Genomic DNA, 12,957 nt, shown 5'->3' with positions numbered 1-12,957 from the left:
TGGGCACCCGCCTACTCGGCTGCTGATCTTTCCGCTGATTTTGCCCTTGGGTGGGCTGCTCACCGCGGCCCGTCCGGCGGACAATGATCAAAAGGAACTCACGGGGGAGTACGTCATGTTCACCGTTACCACCAGCCGCATCACGGCGACGGACGCGCAGGGACAGCAGCACACCGTGCGCGTGACACGCCGGGGCCAGTGGCGTCATGTCGAATGCGACACCTGCGACTGGCGTCAGCGCGCCCAACTCCTGCCGCGTCCCAAGGCCGAGCGCCACCTGGCCGAGGCGCACGGCGCAGCAGCGGCCTGACGAGTTCTCATCAATCGGTTGGTTGATGAGCGCCGGTGGCTGTGGGGGCTGTCCACGCGAGCAGCATGCGGAGGGCGTCGTGGGATGAGGTGTCAGGCTGGGCCGCGTACGTGATCAGTGCCTGGTCGGGGTCGTCGGCTGCGCGCAGGGTCTCGTAGGTCAGTTCCAGGTCGCCGACCAGCGGGTGGTGGAACCTCTTGATGCCCGAGGTCTTGTCCTGGACCGGGTGTTCTGCCCACCAGCGGCGGAAGTCCTCGCTCTTCATCGACAGCTCCCCGATCAGCTGTGCCAGTCGTGGGTCGCCGGGGTGGTTCCGTCCTGCCTCCAGGTGGAGGTAGGCCATGTTCTCGCGGGCGCAGGAGAGCCAGTCCGCGTAGAGCTCTCGGGACGCCGGGTCGAGGAAGGTGATCCGGGCGATGTTGCGCTCGGCCGGGTCCAGGGCGGCGTAGTCGCCGAAGAGGGCGCACGCTGCCGGGTTCCAGGCCAGGATGTCCATGCGCCGGCCCATCACCATGGCCGGCACGTCCTTCAGCTCGTCCAGCAGCCGCTGGAGCATCGGCCGCACGCGCTGCTGGCGGATGCTGCGCCGGCGCATCCGCACTACCGCCGCCAAACTCGGCCTGCCCCACCTCGCCACAGAGCTGGACTCCTTCGCCCGGCGGGCCGACGCGACCACGCTGGGCTACCTGGACTTCCTCGACCTGGTGCTCGGCGAGGAACTCGCCGTCCGTGACGAACGCCGATTCCGGCAGGGGCTGCGGCTGTCCAAGCTGCCGCGCCACAAGACTCTGGACGATTACGACTTCGCGTTCCAGCCTGAACTCGACCCGCGCAAGGTCAAGGACCTGGCCACCCTGTCGTTCGTCGAGGCCAAGGCGAACGCGGCCCTGCTCGGCCCGCCCGGGGTCGGCAAGACCCACATCGCCGTCGCCCTGGCCGTCGCGGCCTGCCGGGCCGGCTTCTCCGTCTACTTCACCACCCTCGAGGACATGGTCCGCCACCTGAAGACCGCCGACGCGATCGGCAGCCTGGCCCGCAAGATGCCCACCTACCTGCGGCCGGGCGTCCTCGTGGTCGACGAGGTCGACTACCAGCCGCTCGAACGCGCCGAGGCCAACCTGGTCTTCCAGGTGATCTCCAAGCGTTACGAGAAGGGCTCGATCATCCTGACCTCGAACAAGACCTTCAGCGAGTGGGGTCAGGTGTTCGGTGACGAGGTCCTGGCGACCGCGATCCTTGATCGGCTCCTCCATCATTGCGACGTCCTCGCGATCAACGGCCCGAGCTACCGGCTGAAGAACCGGCTCGCCGCCATCGACGACGCCGACGTCGCATGACCGTGGGCTTCAGGCCCGCCGGCACAGTCCCATTCGGCGCAATTCCCGCGCCGATATCCTCCGGGGATGCCCCTTCGTCAGTACGCCTACTTCGCCTTGTTCAGCGAGGTCATCTCCGCAGAGGAGATGACCTCGCAACTGGGCATCAGCCCTGACGAGGTATCCGTCCGGGGCAGCCGCTTCACCGAGCCGACAGAGATTCCGGTCAGCCACTCCTGGAAGATCGTCTGTCGGGAGCCGGACCTTCCCGTCGACGAGCAGATCGCCCGCATCCTCGACAGACTCCGACCACATACAAGCCGCCTAGTGCTGTGACCGGGAAGGTTCACCGGGTCTGATGCTGTGCTGGCAGGATCGTTTCGTGGATCTTTCTGAGCGGTTGGCCGAGTGGACGGACTGGGATGGTGCCGCGTTCCTGGTGGGGTCTTCGCTAGGGATCTTCGGTGAGTCCGAGACGTTCACGAAGGTCAAGGCGGTGTTCTGGACGGACAACCCGTTGGGCAATGCCCTCCACGAGGTGCTTCTCCAGCTGGTCGCGGCGGGCGTGCTGGAGCGGCGGGAGGAGCCGGACGAGCAGTTTCGGTGGGCTAACCGGTGACCTCAGGCTGCTTCAGCGTGGGGGCGTCCGCCCCAGCGGATGCCCTTCTCGCTGCGGATGCGGGCGCGTTCGCGTCGCTGTGCTGCGAGGACGTCGGGGTGGCGGGCGTTCTTGTTGCGCCAGCGCAGGTAGGCGTGGAGGGCCCGGGTCTGGGCGGTGTGGTTGGGGTGGTGAGAGTTGGCCAGGGTGAACTGCCGCAATGGTCCGAAGTGGGCTTCAATGGGGTTGGCCCAGGAGGCGTAGGTCGGGGTGAAGCACAGCTCGACCTTGTTCTTCACTGCCCACCGTTTCATCCGCCAGTTCGTGTGGGCGGAGAGGTTGTCGAGGATCACGTAGATCGGGGCGCCGTCCGGGCGGGCGGCCCGGATCGTTCTCAGGGCCGCCCAGGTGTGGTCGCTGCCCTTGCGGCGCCGGTTGACGCCCCACATCTGGTCGTCACCGACCGAGTAGCAGCCGTGGAAGTAGGTGATGCCGTGGGTGCGCCGGTAGGTCGCCGGCAGCCGGTCGGGGCGGCCCTGTTCGGCCCAGCAGGAGCCGGCTGTCGGGCGGATGCCCAGCGGGCCGAACTCGTCGAAGGCGAACGTGCGGGTGGGCCGTTCGTTGATCGCGTACTCGATCCGCTCCAGCTTGGCGTCGAAGTCCGGGTCAGGGGACTCCTTCCAGGTCTTCGTGCGTTGGAAGGAGATTCCGCGGCGGGCGAGTAAGCACCTCAGTGCCTCGCGGCCGATCCGGACGGGCCTGGCTATGTTGCGCCGTAGGTGATCGGCGAGCTTGCGGATCGACCAGCGGGTGAAGGGCTTGCCGACCTGGGTCGGGCGGGTGGTGGCCGTCTTGATGACGAAGTCCTCGTCGTCAGGGCTGAGCAGGCGGGGACGGCCTCCCGCCCATTGAGGGTTAAGGCATGCGAGACCGATCTCGTTGAACTTGTGGATCACGTCGCGGACGGTGTCCTCGTCCGCCTGGACCAGGCGGGCTATGACCGGGACCGTGCTGCCGCCGGCCGAGGCCAGCAGCATCATCGCCCGCCGGAACCGCACCGAACTGGTACTGCCCCGCCGCACGATGTGCTGGAGTTTCTGCCCCTCCTGTTCGGTCAGCCCGCGAACCCGAACCGGTTGCGCCATCCTGCCTCCCCACGCTGGTTGGAAAAGTCATTTCCAACCAGCACAACGAGCAAGCCGGCGAACCTTCCCGGTCACAGCACTAGCCGAACTCGCCACCTGTCTGGCCGCCGACAGCGGCGGAGCGGTGCTGCAGGTCGTGCGCCACTTCAACGACACCGCCCAGAACCGGCTGGACGCTTCGGGCACCGCCGACCTCTTCGGCTGGCACCTGGACCGCAATGTCCTGGACTTCCTCACCGCCGTCGGCGCCGAGCTCGACGTCGACGAGTACGACATGGCCCCCGACGAGGACACCAAGTGAGCACGTGATCTCGTACTCACTTGGGCACAGGAGTCAGTACCCCGGCATCCGCCTCCGCGAGCACGGCCCGCCATCGTCCCGAGTGAGCCAGGGCACCGACGAGGAGATGTGCGTTGGCACCGACGCCCCACTCCGCGGGCGGGTCGGGGAGCTCGACCCAGTCTGACTGGATCTCATCACCCGGAGGATGCGCGATGATCGCCACGTCGCGGCCGCTCGAAGCCTTGCATGGTTCGCAGTGCGGACGTGCTTTGTATCGCCGCAGGGCCCGCGTGAAGGTGGAGTAACCGCCCAAATAGCCGAGTTCCACCACCTCATCGAAGAGCGTCGAGGCCCACAAATAGGGGTCACCGGTCGCCCGGTCATCGCTCACCACCGCCGGGCACCTGACGGAGCCGGACAGACCATCCGGGACACCGGACACGTCATCGCCCTCGAACGGGCCGTACTCGCCTCGTTCTCCGACAAAGCCCCTTGCCGCACGAAGGTCTGCCGGCCTCCATCGGCCGCAGCCCAGGTGGAAGCCGAAAAGCTCCGAGGCCGACCTGAATCGGACGTCGAGAACCGGGTCGTGATCGACCTGTCCCACTACGCCGCCGTCGCCGACCGGCTGCGGCAGGCCCCCACCGACGAAGACCAGGAGCGCGAGAGTGAGTGACACCATGCCGATGAGCGAGGCCCGCCGCTACCAGTAACTGCGAGGACACCTGTCCTTTCTGAAACTCAACGACGCAGCCGAAGCCCTTCCCCGCGTCCTGGACCAGGCCCCGAGCGGATGACCCTCACTACCGCCCTGGAGAAACTCCTCGAGATCGAAGTCGAAGCGACCGAAGCCCGCAAACTCTCCTCCCGCCTGAGGTTCGCCTGCCTGCCAGAACCATGGACCCTCAACGACTTCGACTTCGCCGCCCAGCCCGGCGTCGACGAGAAACTCATCCGCGACCTGGCCACCCTGCGGTTCCTCGACAACGCCTCCAACGTCCTGCTGGTCGGCCCGCCCGGCGTCGGCAAGACGATGCCGGCCGTCGCACTCGCCCGCTCCGCGGTCGATGCCGGCCACCGCGTCTACTTCACTACCGCCGCCGAACTCGCCGCTAAGTGCCACAAGGCGGCCCTCGAAGGCCGTTGGTCGAGCATCATGAGGTTCTTCGCCCGGCCCCGCCTGCTCGTAATCGACGAGCTCGGCTATCTTCCGCTGCCGGGGGACCAGGTGTGATGCGTGCTCGGTGCGAATGCGAGGACGCGGGTTCAGTCCTTGCCCGAAAGCTGGGCACCGCTCCAGGCGGCCTGTTTCGTTTAGCCACTCAGTCCGGTGCGGCCGCCGGGGACCCCGCCTGGCGAAAACCTGGCAGGATCAGGCACAGCACGGCCGCGACGGCAGTCGTGGCGGCGAAGACGCCTACCGCCCAGGCGCCGGACGCGTGCTGGATGATCAGGCTGGCGATCAGTGGCGCCAGCGCTGCCAGCGCGGTGGCCGCCATCATCACGGTGCTGATGACTCGGCCGCGCGTTTCCTCCGGCGCGCTGCGAAGCACCACGGCAACCAGCGCGGCGTTCGCGGCCGGCGCGAGCAGCAGTGCCAGGGCGACCGGCGCCGCCAACAGTGGTGACGGGATGAGCAAGGCCGCAGCGCCGAACAGCAGGGCCCCGGCCATGGTGATCGTGGTGGCCAGGGTTGCCAGGCGCATGCGCCGTTGCAGCCGGGGTGCGACTACCGCGCCGAGAAGCCCGCCGGCTGCGATGGCTGCTTGCACCAGGCCGATCACCGCGGTGGAGGTACCGCCCTGTCGCATCGCGAGGGTGATGCTGAAGATCACGCCGCTGAAGGCGAAGTTCAGCAGGGGCGTCTGGATCACCGCCGCTCGCAGAATTGGCACCTGCCAGACGACCTGCAGGCCATCGGTCACCTCGCGCCACAACGCCTTGCGCCCGGCCGCGGTCTCTGGGCGGAACCGCCCGCGGATCCGGCTCACTGTGCCGAACGAGACCACGAAGGAGACGGCGTCGGCCAGGAACGGAACGGCCCGGCCCACCCCGAACAGCACCCCGCCGAGCGCCGGGCCGGCCAGGCTGGCACCGTACGTCCGGGCTTCGGTGGCCGACCACGCCTGCTCGAGCTGGGCGTCCGGCACGATTCCCGGCAGCGCGGCGGCGGCGGACGGGTCGAAGATGGCACCGGCAGCCCCCTCGATCAGGCTCACGGCCAGGACCACCGGCCAGGATGCGAGATCCAGCACGATCAGGATGCCGAGCAGAGCCAGCAGGACGGCGCGCACGACGTCACAGATGATCATCGTCAGCCGCCGGTCGAACCGGTCCGACAGCGCCCCGGCGGGCAGCTGCAGGCATAGCAGGGTAATGGCCCGCACCGTGCCCACCACCCCGGCGAGCACCACCGAGTGGGTCAGGGCCAAGATGAGTAGCGGGTAGGCGATCCCGCTGATCTGCGTGCCGGTATCGGACAGCAGTTGGCCGATCCACAGCATCCGGAAGCCCGTGTTGCGCCGGAGCGGAACCTGTCGTGGCACATCGGTGGCTATCTTGATTCCGCTGGCATCGCTCACCCTCAACACGATAGGCGCCGAGGTCGTCGCCCAGGTGTCGGATCTTGGACAGGGAGCCGGGTGAACGTCGAAGGGTGCGACCGTCCATGATCACGTTGATTCCACTCAGCATGATCGTGAAGGTCGTGCCCGCATGCCATCCTGCCCGACCCTGCCCACGTCCCGCCAACTCGCCGAGCAACACGGCCTCGCTGCCGAGGAGTTGTGCGCGCCCGAGACGCTTCCCTCGCTGCTGGACGCGGTCCGTACCGTCCCCGATCCGCGCACGGCGCACCTGGTTGCCCACCCCTTGCCGACGCTGCTCGGCCTGGTCGCCTGCGCCCTGTTGTGCGGGGTGCGCTCGGTCCGCGGCGTGGTCCGCCGGGCGAGCGGCCAGGACGCGGGCACCCTCGCTGCCCTCGAAGTCCCCAACGGTGCCCGGACAGACTGCCGGTGGCCACCACCCTCACGGGCGCTGGCCCGGGTGGACGCCGACGCGTTGGACGCCGCCGTCGGTGCGTTCGTGCAGGCCCACACCGCCGACCCGCTGGCAGGCATCGCCGGAGATCCCCCCCGTGCTGCAACTGGCAGCGGACGGCAAGACCGTGCGCGGCGCCCGCGACAGCGAGGGCCTGCAGCTGCACCTGCTCGGCGTCTACCAGGTCGACCCGGGTGTGATGCTCGCCCAGCGCGAGATGCGCCACAAACCGCACGAGACGGTGCACCTCACCGCCGCTCTCGACCTGATCGCCGACATCACCGGCGCGATCGTCACCGCCGATGCCCTGCACACCGTCGCCGGCCACGCCCACTACCTTCACCGCCGCGGCGCCTTCGGCCTCTTCCCCGTCAAGGAGAACCGCTCCACCCTGTTCGCTCAGTTGGACACCCTCGACTGGGACGAGACCACCAACTCGCACATCACCGTGCACCGCACACAGGAGACCAACTCAGGCCGCCACGAGATCCGCGTCGTGCGAGTGCAGCCCCTCACACTGGGGCAGGTGAACTTCCCGCACGCCACCCGGGCCCTGCTCGTCGAGCGATACACCACCGGACGTGGTGACGGAAAGATCCACGCGGATGCCGAACTCGGCATCACCACTGCCCCACTCGACGTTGCCGACACCGCCGTCCTCGCCCGCTGCGTCCGCGGCCAGTGGGCCATCGAGGCACAGCACTTCGTCCGCGACGTGACCTTCGGCGAGGACGCCTCGCGCGCCCGCACCGGCAGCCTGCCCCGGGCTCTCGCAACCTTCCGCAGCCTGGCGATCAGCCTTGCCCACCTCGCCGGGTGGAGGAACAACGCCGCCGCCCACGACCACTACCGTAACCATCCCGCCGCCGCCCTACGCGAACTGAGTCTCACCGGATGAGCACGCACCACGCCTGGCCGGGGGACGGCGCCTCAGCTCTCTTCAAGGTGATCAACCAGAGGTATCTGAAGTCGAGCACGATCCTCACGACCAATGTCGGTATCGCCGACTGGGCAGGCGCTTTCGGCGACGCGACCGTTGCCGCCGCAATGCTCGACCGGCTCCTGCACCGCGCCGCTGTGGTCGGCATCGATGGCCCGTCCTACCGCCTCCGCTCGCACCAGTCACACTCCGACAACCTCCGCAAAGGGGTGACCGGACGTGCTGGTTGATTCCGGGGGTGCCCCATCTGCTAGACGTCCTTCCAGGTCAATCCCAAAGCGGTGGCCCGGCACACCTACTGCACACCCCGCTGCAAAGCAGAGGCAGGCCGGCGCCGGCGGCGCGAATACGACGAAGCCACTGACGCTGCTGAGGGCGAAACGATGACGCCAGCTTCGCCAGACCCGACACCCCTCGCACCCACAGCCGTCCGGAACTGCCCGCACTGCGACAAGCCCGTCACCATCGTCGCCCTGCTGGTTACTCCCGAGGCCGCACGACCCACCATCCCGATGGCAAACCCGGACGTCATCCCCTTGCGCCGCAACTGAACAGACGCACGTCGCTGACCCCTGCCGACCCGCTGGACGGCAGGGTCAGTCGGCATCTTCAAACAAGGTGCTGATGTTGTTCCACATGAAGGCGTCCTTCCAATCCGGACGCCCCTCAGCCCAGCCGCTCAAAGCGGCGATCACCCTTTCCTGGGAGACCGTCCGGGTCTGGTAGTGCTCCGCAGCGGTCCCGTCGCGGTACTCCAGCTGATAGGTGTTGTCATCCCTCAGCCTTAGCTGCACATACCAGTCGCCGTCCGCCTCATCGTCGACTCGCTCGACGATCACGAAGGAGTTTCCCCGGCCGAGGTTCGCCACCATCCCGCTCAACGCTGAGGCCTTCGGATTCCTCACCCGCCGACCGTGTTCATCTCTTGCTTGCAGCATGGCCCGATCATCGCCCACGGGTCTGACACCAGTCGAAGAGCAACCCGTTGTGCTCATCCTCACTCCCCGCTTTCCTCAGTTGGTTCACTTCGTGAACCAACTGAGGCGAAGAGCAGGTCTGAGGGAAATTCGAGATCCGCATCAGCGGCGCGAACCCGTCGAGCTTGGCTTCGTAGCGCACGCCGCCGGGGCCGACGGTCCAGCTCGACGCGAGTGTGCGCTGGTGATCCCCGGTTAGCGGCGGCCGGTGGCCAAGATAACGAGGAACTGGCCGCCGCCCGCCTCGATGTCAGCGGTCACCGGCAGCCCCGGTACCAGTCGGGAGAACCGGTCAACCAGCCAATCCGCCGCCTCTTGGGCGTCCCGCCTGGTCGGACAACGCCCCACCATCTCGCGGCCACCCTTGCGCTCCAGCCTCCCGGCAACGGTGATCAGCGGCGCGGGTTCGACCACGTACAAACGGTCCGGCCAGGAGATGACCACCTTGACCGCGCCCTTGCGGGTGTTGCACCCGCGGTGCGCAAGCCGCTCGGCGACCTTGGCCTTGCGGTCGGCGGTCCGGCTGTCGACACTGGGCCCCCGCGGGTCGTTCACCGACTCGTCGGGGTCGACCGGCTCGTCACACACCCAGCACAGCCAGCCGTCGCGCTCGGCCACATCATCAAGGAGACTCACCCGAGCAAACTAGCCTGCCCAGCCACCACCCCGCACACCAGGACCCGGCCGCGTCCGGCAGGCCTTCACGATCACGCATTGTTCGATACCGGGTTGTGGGCCTTCCCGCCCTCCGCGCTGCGCGACTGTTGTCCTATGCCATCGAGACTTGATCGCGTGCCATCGCAGGCTGATCGGCATGGGGTCCGTGGCAAGCGAGCAAGGCTTCAACCAGCGTTCTCGGCGTCAAAGGAATCGGGAACGGGAAACCATGCCTTCACCTCCTCGTTCCAGCGAAGAAGGTGTCCCCGCAACTCCGGGTGCGCAAGATCCCAGTCGAGCAGTGCAAGCCGAGCCTCATCGGTGAGTTCTTCACCCACTTCGATTCTGAGGAATGTGCGCCGGCTCCGGCCTCCTGGGGCCGCAATTTGAAGTTCGCCTTGGCGCCGTCGGCGCCGCCACCAAGGCATCCGCGTGATGGTCACTCTTATTCCCGAGCGCTCTCCGAGCTTGGCGGCGAACGCCGTCACGAACGGGCTGACCGCGGCCGCGATCAGCAAGATCTCGGGTCTGACCATAGGGGCGGTCCGACGTGACCGCCGCGTAAGCATCGAACGATTTGGTCCTGTCTCGGGTGATCTGTTCCGATTCGCTTGAGGTCTCAGGCGGCCTAGTTCGCCGCCGTGTTTGAGGTGGGTGTGCCGACAGCGTACGTATCCGAGCAGTGTGGGTACCCTGCGCTCTACACGTCTGGCCCCAGTTCTACGCCGCGCGCACCGCGGCCGTCAGCTCCACCGAGCGAAGGAAGTTCCTCGTGGGGGCATCGCGGGTCCGGGTTACCCCCTCCTCTCCGGCGTGACTCGTTGGGCAGTCGTGGCGTATCCGGGGTGTGACGTTTTCGGCTGCCGTGGCGCAGTACCGAGTGAGCCGACTGGTCATCCGCCAACAGGCCTATGATGCTGAGGAGACGGTATGAGAAACGAGTTCTGGCGGACGATCCAGGTGGCAATCGAGAAGGACAACTGGACTGCCCGCCTTGTCGTAGTTCTCTGCATGACCGGAGCCGCCGTGCTCGGCGTCTATACGGTCGTCGCTGCTAGGTAACCTCGGTCGGCTGCTGCGCGGTACGGGCCCCGAGTCGCCCGGGGGGCCGTGCATCTCCGGCAACCACATGGCCAAGGCGGGTGCCTTGCCCGCACAGGAAGTCACGTTCAGGCTGGCGGACGGCATGGAGGCGGGAGAGCAGCCTGACGGCCTGGCCGGAATCATCAGGGGCTTCCAATCGTGGCCGACGACGCAGGCGTGGTATCCGTTCGAACGGCGGAGCCGGACCAGATCAACTGAAACACCTCGGGCATCCGGTCGCCCAGGACCACATCAGGGGAGATTCCCAGCGTCAGGGCGAGTTGCTCCAGCGCGGCCCGCAGGGTCTCGGTGACCAGCTCCGTGCGATTCAACGTCCGCACCGCGGCCAGCACATGGGTGGAGTCCGTGCGCACTGCACCGCGGCGCTTCACCAGCCCTGCGGCGACGAGGTGATCGACCATCATGGCCAGCAGCCGCGCGGTTGCCCTCAGCCATCCGGTTCCGAAACTCGCTGAGCACCGAGTAGTCGAACCCGGCATCATCAAGATCCATGCCGAGGCAGTACTTCCAGTCCAGCCTGCACCTGCCCGCTTCCGCGGCCTGCCGGTCGGTCAAGTTCTCCGCGTACTGCAGCACTGACACCAATGCCAGCCTGCCGGCGACAGGCCCCGCCGCCCGTCAACGGGGAACCAGTCGGCGAAGTCCTCGTCCACGAACAACTCATCCAGCCGGTCACGCACCCACATCGCCGGCGTGCCCAGCGGATTGCTCGCCCGCGCCATACGCACCGTCAGCGAAGGAACCACCCGTCCCGAAGCCGAGCCCATCGACATCGCGGCCACCTCTCCGACCGCTCGCTCTGCCCCGCTCCCACCAGCGGACCACCACACGGAGATCAACAGGGACGGAGGCAGCAGGCTTCACCACACCGAGTGAAGATCGCCAACAACATCGATCTTGTGGTGCTGGGCGGTGCTGCTGGGTGGGTCTTTGGCGGAGCACGTGTGACTGTTTACGCCCCTGGGCGGAGCGTGAGTCGGCGTGCCTCAGCAGCCTTCTCACGGACGTAGGGATCAGGGTCTGAGGCAAGCTGGTCGAGGATGTTCAGGATCGCTGGCTCGATGCCGGAGTCGGTTGTAGGAAAGCGGGCCAGGGCGATGGCCACCCATGCACGGATGGTGGGGGTGTCGTCGTCTGCGAGGCGGCCGATGGCCGGCAGGGTCGCAGGGTTGCGGATGTAGCCGAGGGAGTCGAGGGCGGACACCCGCACCTGCGTGGATAGGTCACCGAGCAGGGTGACCAGTAGTTCGAGGGCCGACTGGATGGTGCGATGGCTGGCGAGCGTGGCGGCGGCTGCGGTGCGGATCTCCTCGTCCGTGTCGCCAGCGGCTCGGGCCAGCAGGGCGATGTCTGCGGGATCGGGCACGTAGCCGAGGTAGTGGATCGCCACCCGCCTCAGATCCTGGTCGGGAGCATCCGCCCATGGCACAAGGATGCCCCGTGCGGCCGCCGGGTCCTCCGTGGCGAAGGTGTGGAGCGTCGTTGAGAGGGAGTCCTGGTCGTCACCCAGGTCTCGGGAGTAAGCCTGCAGCAGGTGGGGCATAGCCGTGCGGCCGGCTGTCTCGGCCAAGATCCCAGCGAGCACGGAACGGGCATACCAGTTCCCGGCTTCCACAGCATTCGCCAGGTGTGCCCTCAGATGCGGGATGAGATCCGGATCCCGGGTGTTGAGGAGTTCCCTTTCTACCTCGGCCCAGGCATCGACGTCGCAGTCCGGGTCGGCCAGGGCGGCCGCGAGTGCGTCGAGGTGTGCGGTGACGACGGAGCGCACTATTTGGGGCGTCGCTTCCATCTCAGGGTCCACCCGTCGAGCATCGCAGGGCCACTGATGTGACAGCCAGCCGCCCTCCATAAGAGATCCTGCCGTCACAAGACCAGCGACAGAGCCCGTAATTCCCCAGGGCCTGGCCTCGCGGTGAGGCTAGGTTGACCGGCATGAACGCGCGAGGACGGAGCTATCGGTATGTCGGGCCTGCTGACTTGAAGAAGCTTGTCCGATCGGGAGGCGAGGGGCAGAGCGTGCGCTCGCAAGCGGATTTCGATGAGTGGGTCTCGGCTCGGACGGCGGCGGAGTTGGCCGAGCCGTTCACCTTCGTTGTCGATGCCGCCGGGACTTTGCGGCTCGCGCCGCGGCGAAGTGAGCACGTGGTGTGTGCTGGCGGAGGGACTGTCCTGAGCGCTGGTGAGATCAGCTTCCGCATGGAGTGCGGGCGGTGGGCGGCCGACGAGGTCAGCAACCAGTCGACCGGCTACTGCCCGGACGTCAGCTCGTGGTCGGCCGTCGCGGACGCCTTGGACCGATCCGGGATCGTTCGCCCATCCGCTTTCACGCACGAGGTGGTGTTCCGACGCTGCCCTGCCTGCCGGCAGCTGAGCATCGTGCGGGAGGAGGACTTCGTCTGCGTCTTCTGTGACGAGGTCCTGCCGAAGGAGTGGAACGTGGAAGGACCCGGGCGTTAGCTCAGCGGCTGCTCGCGGCCACAGTCCCTATGGGGGCGTGGTGCGGAGGACTTTCTCGTCATACATCTCCGGAGCGGCCCGGAGCGGCCCGGAGCGGCACGAAGACGCCCGCAGCACGCTTTCGAGGT

19 protein-coding genes and 3 pseudogenes are annotated in these 12,957 nt (G+C 67.4%); 12 read left to right on the top strand and 10 right to left on the bottom strand.

Annotated elements, in window-relative coordinates; genetic code table 11:
- Window positions 1-115: 115 nt before the first annotated feature.
- Window positions 116-310, top strand: a complete 195-nt coding sequence (locus tag OG607_RS01200; RefSeq protein WP_405717554.1) for a hypothetical protein — start codon at window positions 116-118, stop codon at window positions 308-310.
- A gap of 10 nt (window positions 311-320) precedes the next feature.
- Here the strand turns inward: OG607_RS01200 and OG607_RS01195 are convergent, their stop codons facing one another.
- Window positions 321-824, bottom strand: a complete 504-nt coding sequence (locus OG607_RS01195; RefSeq protein WP_405717552.1) for a hypothetical protein — start codon at window positions 822-824, stop codon at window positions 321-323.
- A 64-nt stretch (window positions 825-888) separates the two neighbouring features.
- Here OG607_RS01195 and istB point away from each other — a divergent pair, with 64 nt between their 5' ends.
- The 3 genes and pseudogenes from istB to OG607_RS01180 all read left to right on the top strand — a co-directional run bounded on the left by istB (window position 889) and on the right by OG607_RS01180 (window position 2,245).
- The gene (gene istB, locus OG607_RS01190) at window positions 889-1,647 is read left to right on the top strand and encodes an IS21-like element helper ATPase IstB (RefSeq protein ID WP_405736466.1); all 759 of its coding nucleotides are present in this window, start codon (window positions 889-891) and stop codon (window positions 1,645-1,647) included.
- A 66-nt stretch (window positions 1,648-1,713) separates the two neighbouring features.
- Window positions 1,714-1,953, top strand: a pseudogene (locus OG607_RS01185) (DUF4279 domain-containing protein); the annotation flags it as partial.
- Window positions 1,954-1,984: 31 nt separating this feature from the next.
- Window positions 1,985-2,245 (top strand): hypothetical protein, encoded by a 261-nt coding sequence (locus OG607_RS01180; RefSeq protein WP_405717550.1) that lies wholly within the window; start codon window positions 1,985-1,987, stop codon window positions 2,243-2,245.
- 2 nt (window positions 2,246-2,247) lie between these two features.
- On the opposite strand, the gene OG607_RS01175 is transcribed toward OG607_RS01180, so the two are convergent.
- On the bottom strand, window positions 2,248-3,369 hold the full coding sequence (locus OG607_RS01175; protein WP_405717548.1) for an IS630 family transposase: 1,122 nt from the start codon (window positions 3,367-3,369) through the stop codon (window positions 2,248-2,250).
- A 124-nt stretch (window positions 3,370-3,493) separates the two neighbouring features.
- Between OG607_RS01175 and OG607_RS01170 the strand changes: the two genes are divergently transcribed.
- Complete coding sequence (locus OG607_RS01170; RefSeq protein WP_405717546.1) at window positions 3,494-3,670, top strand: hypothetical protein; 177 nt, start codon at window positions 3,494-3,496, stop codon at window positions 3,668-3,670.
- Between the two features lie 16 nt (window positions 3,671-3,686).
- On the opposite strand, the gene OG607_RS01165 is transcribed toward OG607_RS01170, so the two are convergent.
- Window positions 3,687-4,043: a hypothetical protein gene (locus OG607_RS01165; protein ID WP_405717544.1), complete on the bottom strand. Its 357-nt coding sequence runs from the start codon at window positions 4,041-4,043 to the stop codon at window positions 3,687-3,689.
- A 144-nt stretch (window positions 4,044-4,187) separates the two neighbouring features.
- Here OG607_RS01165 and OG607_RS01160 point away from each other — a divergent pair, with 144 nt between their 5' ends.
- Both OG607_RS01160 and OG607_RS01155 read left to right on the top strand, forming a co-directional pair.
- Window positions 4,188-4,328: a hypothetical protein gene (locus tag OG607_RS01160; protein WP_405717542.1), complete on the top strand. Its 141-nt coding sequence runs from the start codon at window positions 4,188-4,190 to the stop codon at window positions 4,326-4,328.
- A gap of 117 nt (window positions 4,329-4,445) precedes the next feature.
- Complete coding sequence (locus OG607_RS01155) at window positions 4,446-4,886, top strand: ATP-binding protein (protein WP_405717539.1); 441 nt, start codon at window positions 4,446-4,448, stop codon at window positions 4,884-4,886.
- 88 nt (window positions 4,887-4,974) lie between these two features.
- Here OG607_RS01155 and OG607_RS01150 read toward each other — a convergent pair whose 3' ends face one another.
- Window positions 4,975-6,234, bottom strand: coding sequence for an MFS transporter (locus OG607_RS01150; RefSeq protein ID WP_405717536.1), 1,260 nt, complete (start codon window positions 6,232-6,234; stop codon window positions 4,975-4,977).
- Window positions 6,235-6,367: 133 nt separating this feature from the next.
- On the opposite strand from OG607_RS01150, the pseudogene OG607_RS01145 reads away from it, so the two are divergent.
- From OG607_RS01145 to OG607_RS01135, 3 genes and pseudogenes are all read left to right on the top strand, one after another.
- A pseudogene (locus tag OG607_RS01145) lies at window positions 6,368-6,724 on the top strand (transposase family protein); the annotation flags it as partial.
- A 64-nt stretch (window positions 6,725-6,788) separates the two neighbouring features.
- Window positions 6,789-7,589 carry an ISAs1 family transposase gene (locus OG607_RS01140; RefSeq protein WP_405717534.1) on the top strand — a complete coding sequence of 267 codons (801 nt, stop codon included), beginning with the start codon at window positions 6,789-6,791 and terminating at the stop codon, window positions 7,587-7,589.
- The gene (locus OG607_RS01135) at window positions 7,586-7,861 is read left to right on the top strand and encodes an ATP-binding protein (protein ID WP_405717532.1); all 276 of its coding nucleotides are present in this window, start codon (window positions 7,586-7,588) and stop codon (window positions 7,859-7,861) included. Before OG607_RS01140 ends, OG607_RS01135 begins: the two co-directional genes overlap by 4 nt.
- Window positions 7,862-8,227: 366 nt before the next feature.
- On the opposite strand, the gene OG607_RS01130 is transcribed toward OG607_RS01135, so the two are convergent.
- From OG607_RS01130 to OG607_RS01120, 3 genes are all read right to left on the bottom strand, one after another.
- On the bottom strand, window positions 8,228-8,569 hold the full coding sequence (locus tag OG607_RS01130) for a hypothetical protein (protein WP_405717530.1): 342 nt from the start codon (window positions 8,567-8,569) through the stop codon (window positions 8,228-8,230).
- A 234-nt stretch (window positions 8,570-8,803) separates the two neighbouring features.
- Window positions 8,804-9,244: a hypothetical protein gene (locus OG607_RS01125; RefSeq protein WP_405717528.1), complete on the bottom strand. Its 441-nt coding sequence runs from the start codon at window positions 9,242-9,244 to the stop codon at window positions 8,804-8,806.
- 206 nt (window positions 9,245-9,450) lie between these two features.
- Window positions 9,451-9,783, bottom strand: a complete 333-nt coding sequence (locus OG607_RS01120; RefSeq protein ID WP_405717526.1) for a hypothetical protein — start codon at window positions 9,781-9,783, stop codon at window positions 9,451-9,453.
- A gap of 412 nt (window positions 9,784-10,195) precedes the next feature.
- Between OG607_RS01120 and OG607_RS01115 the strand changes: the two genes are divergently transcribed.
- Entirely contained in the window at window positions 10,196-10,327 is a 132-nt protein-coding gene (locus OG607_RS01115) for a hypothetical protein (protein ID WP_405717524.1), read from the top strand.
- A 164-nt stretch (window positions 10,328-10,491) separates the two neighbouring features.
- On the opposite strand, the gene OG607_RS01110 is transcribed toward OG607_RS01115, so the two are convergent.
- The 3 genes and pseudogenes from OG607_RS01110 to OG607_RS01100 all read right to left on the bottom strand — a co-directional run bounded on the left by OG607_RS01110 (window position 10,492) and on the right by OG607_RS01100 (window position 12,161).
- Entirely contained in the window at window positions 10,492-10,773 is a 282-nt protein-coding gene (locus OG607_RS01110; RefSeq protein ID WP_405737493.1) for a hypothetical protein, read from the bottom strand.
- A gap of 82 nt (window positions 10,774-10,855) precedes the next feature.
- Window positions 10,856-10,945: pseudogene (locus OG607_RS01105) on the bottom strand (transposase); the annotation flags it as partial.
- Window positions 10,946-11,321: 376 nt separating this feature from the next.
- The gene (locus OG607_RS01100) at window positions 11,322-12,161 is read right to left on the bottom strand and encodes a HEAT repeat domain-containing protein (RefSeq protein ID WP_405717521.1); all 840 of its coding nucleotides are present in this window, start codon (window positions 12,159-12,161) and stop codon (window positions 11,322-11,324) included.
- A 143-nt stretch (window positions 12,162-12,304) separates the two neighbouring features.
- Here OG607_RS01100 and OG607_RS01095 point away from each other — a divergent pair, with 143 nt between their 5' ends.
- Window positions 12,305-12,829, top strand: coding sequence for a hypothetical protein (locus OG607_RS01095; protein ID WP_405717518.1), 525 nt, complete (start codon window positions 12,305-12,307; stop codon window positions 12,827-12,829).
- Window positions 12,830-12,957 lie beyond the last annotated feature (128 nt).

The organism is Streptomyces sp. NBC_01537 (assembly GCF_045040445.1).
Lineage (GTDB): Bacteria > Actinomycetota > Actinomycetes > Streptomycetales > Streptomycetaceae > Actinacidiphila.
This window is presented reverse-complemented; position numbering and strand designations above follow the sequence as displayed.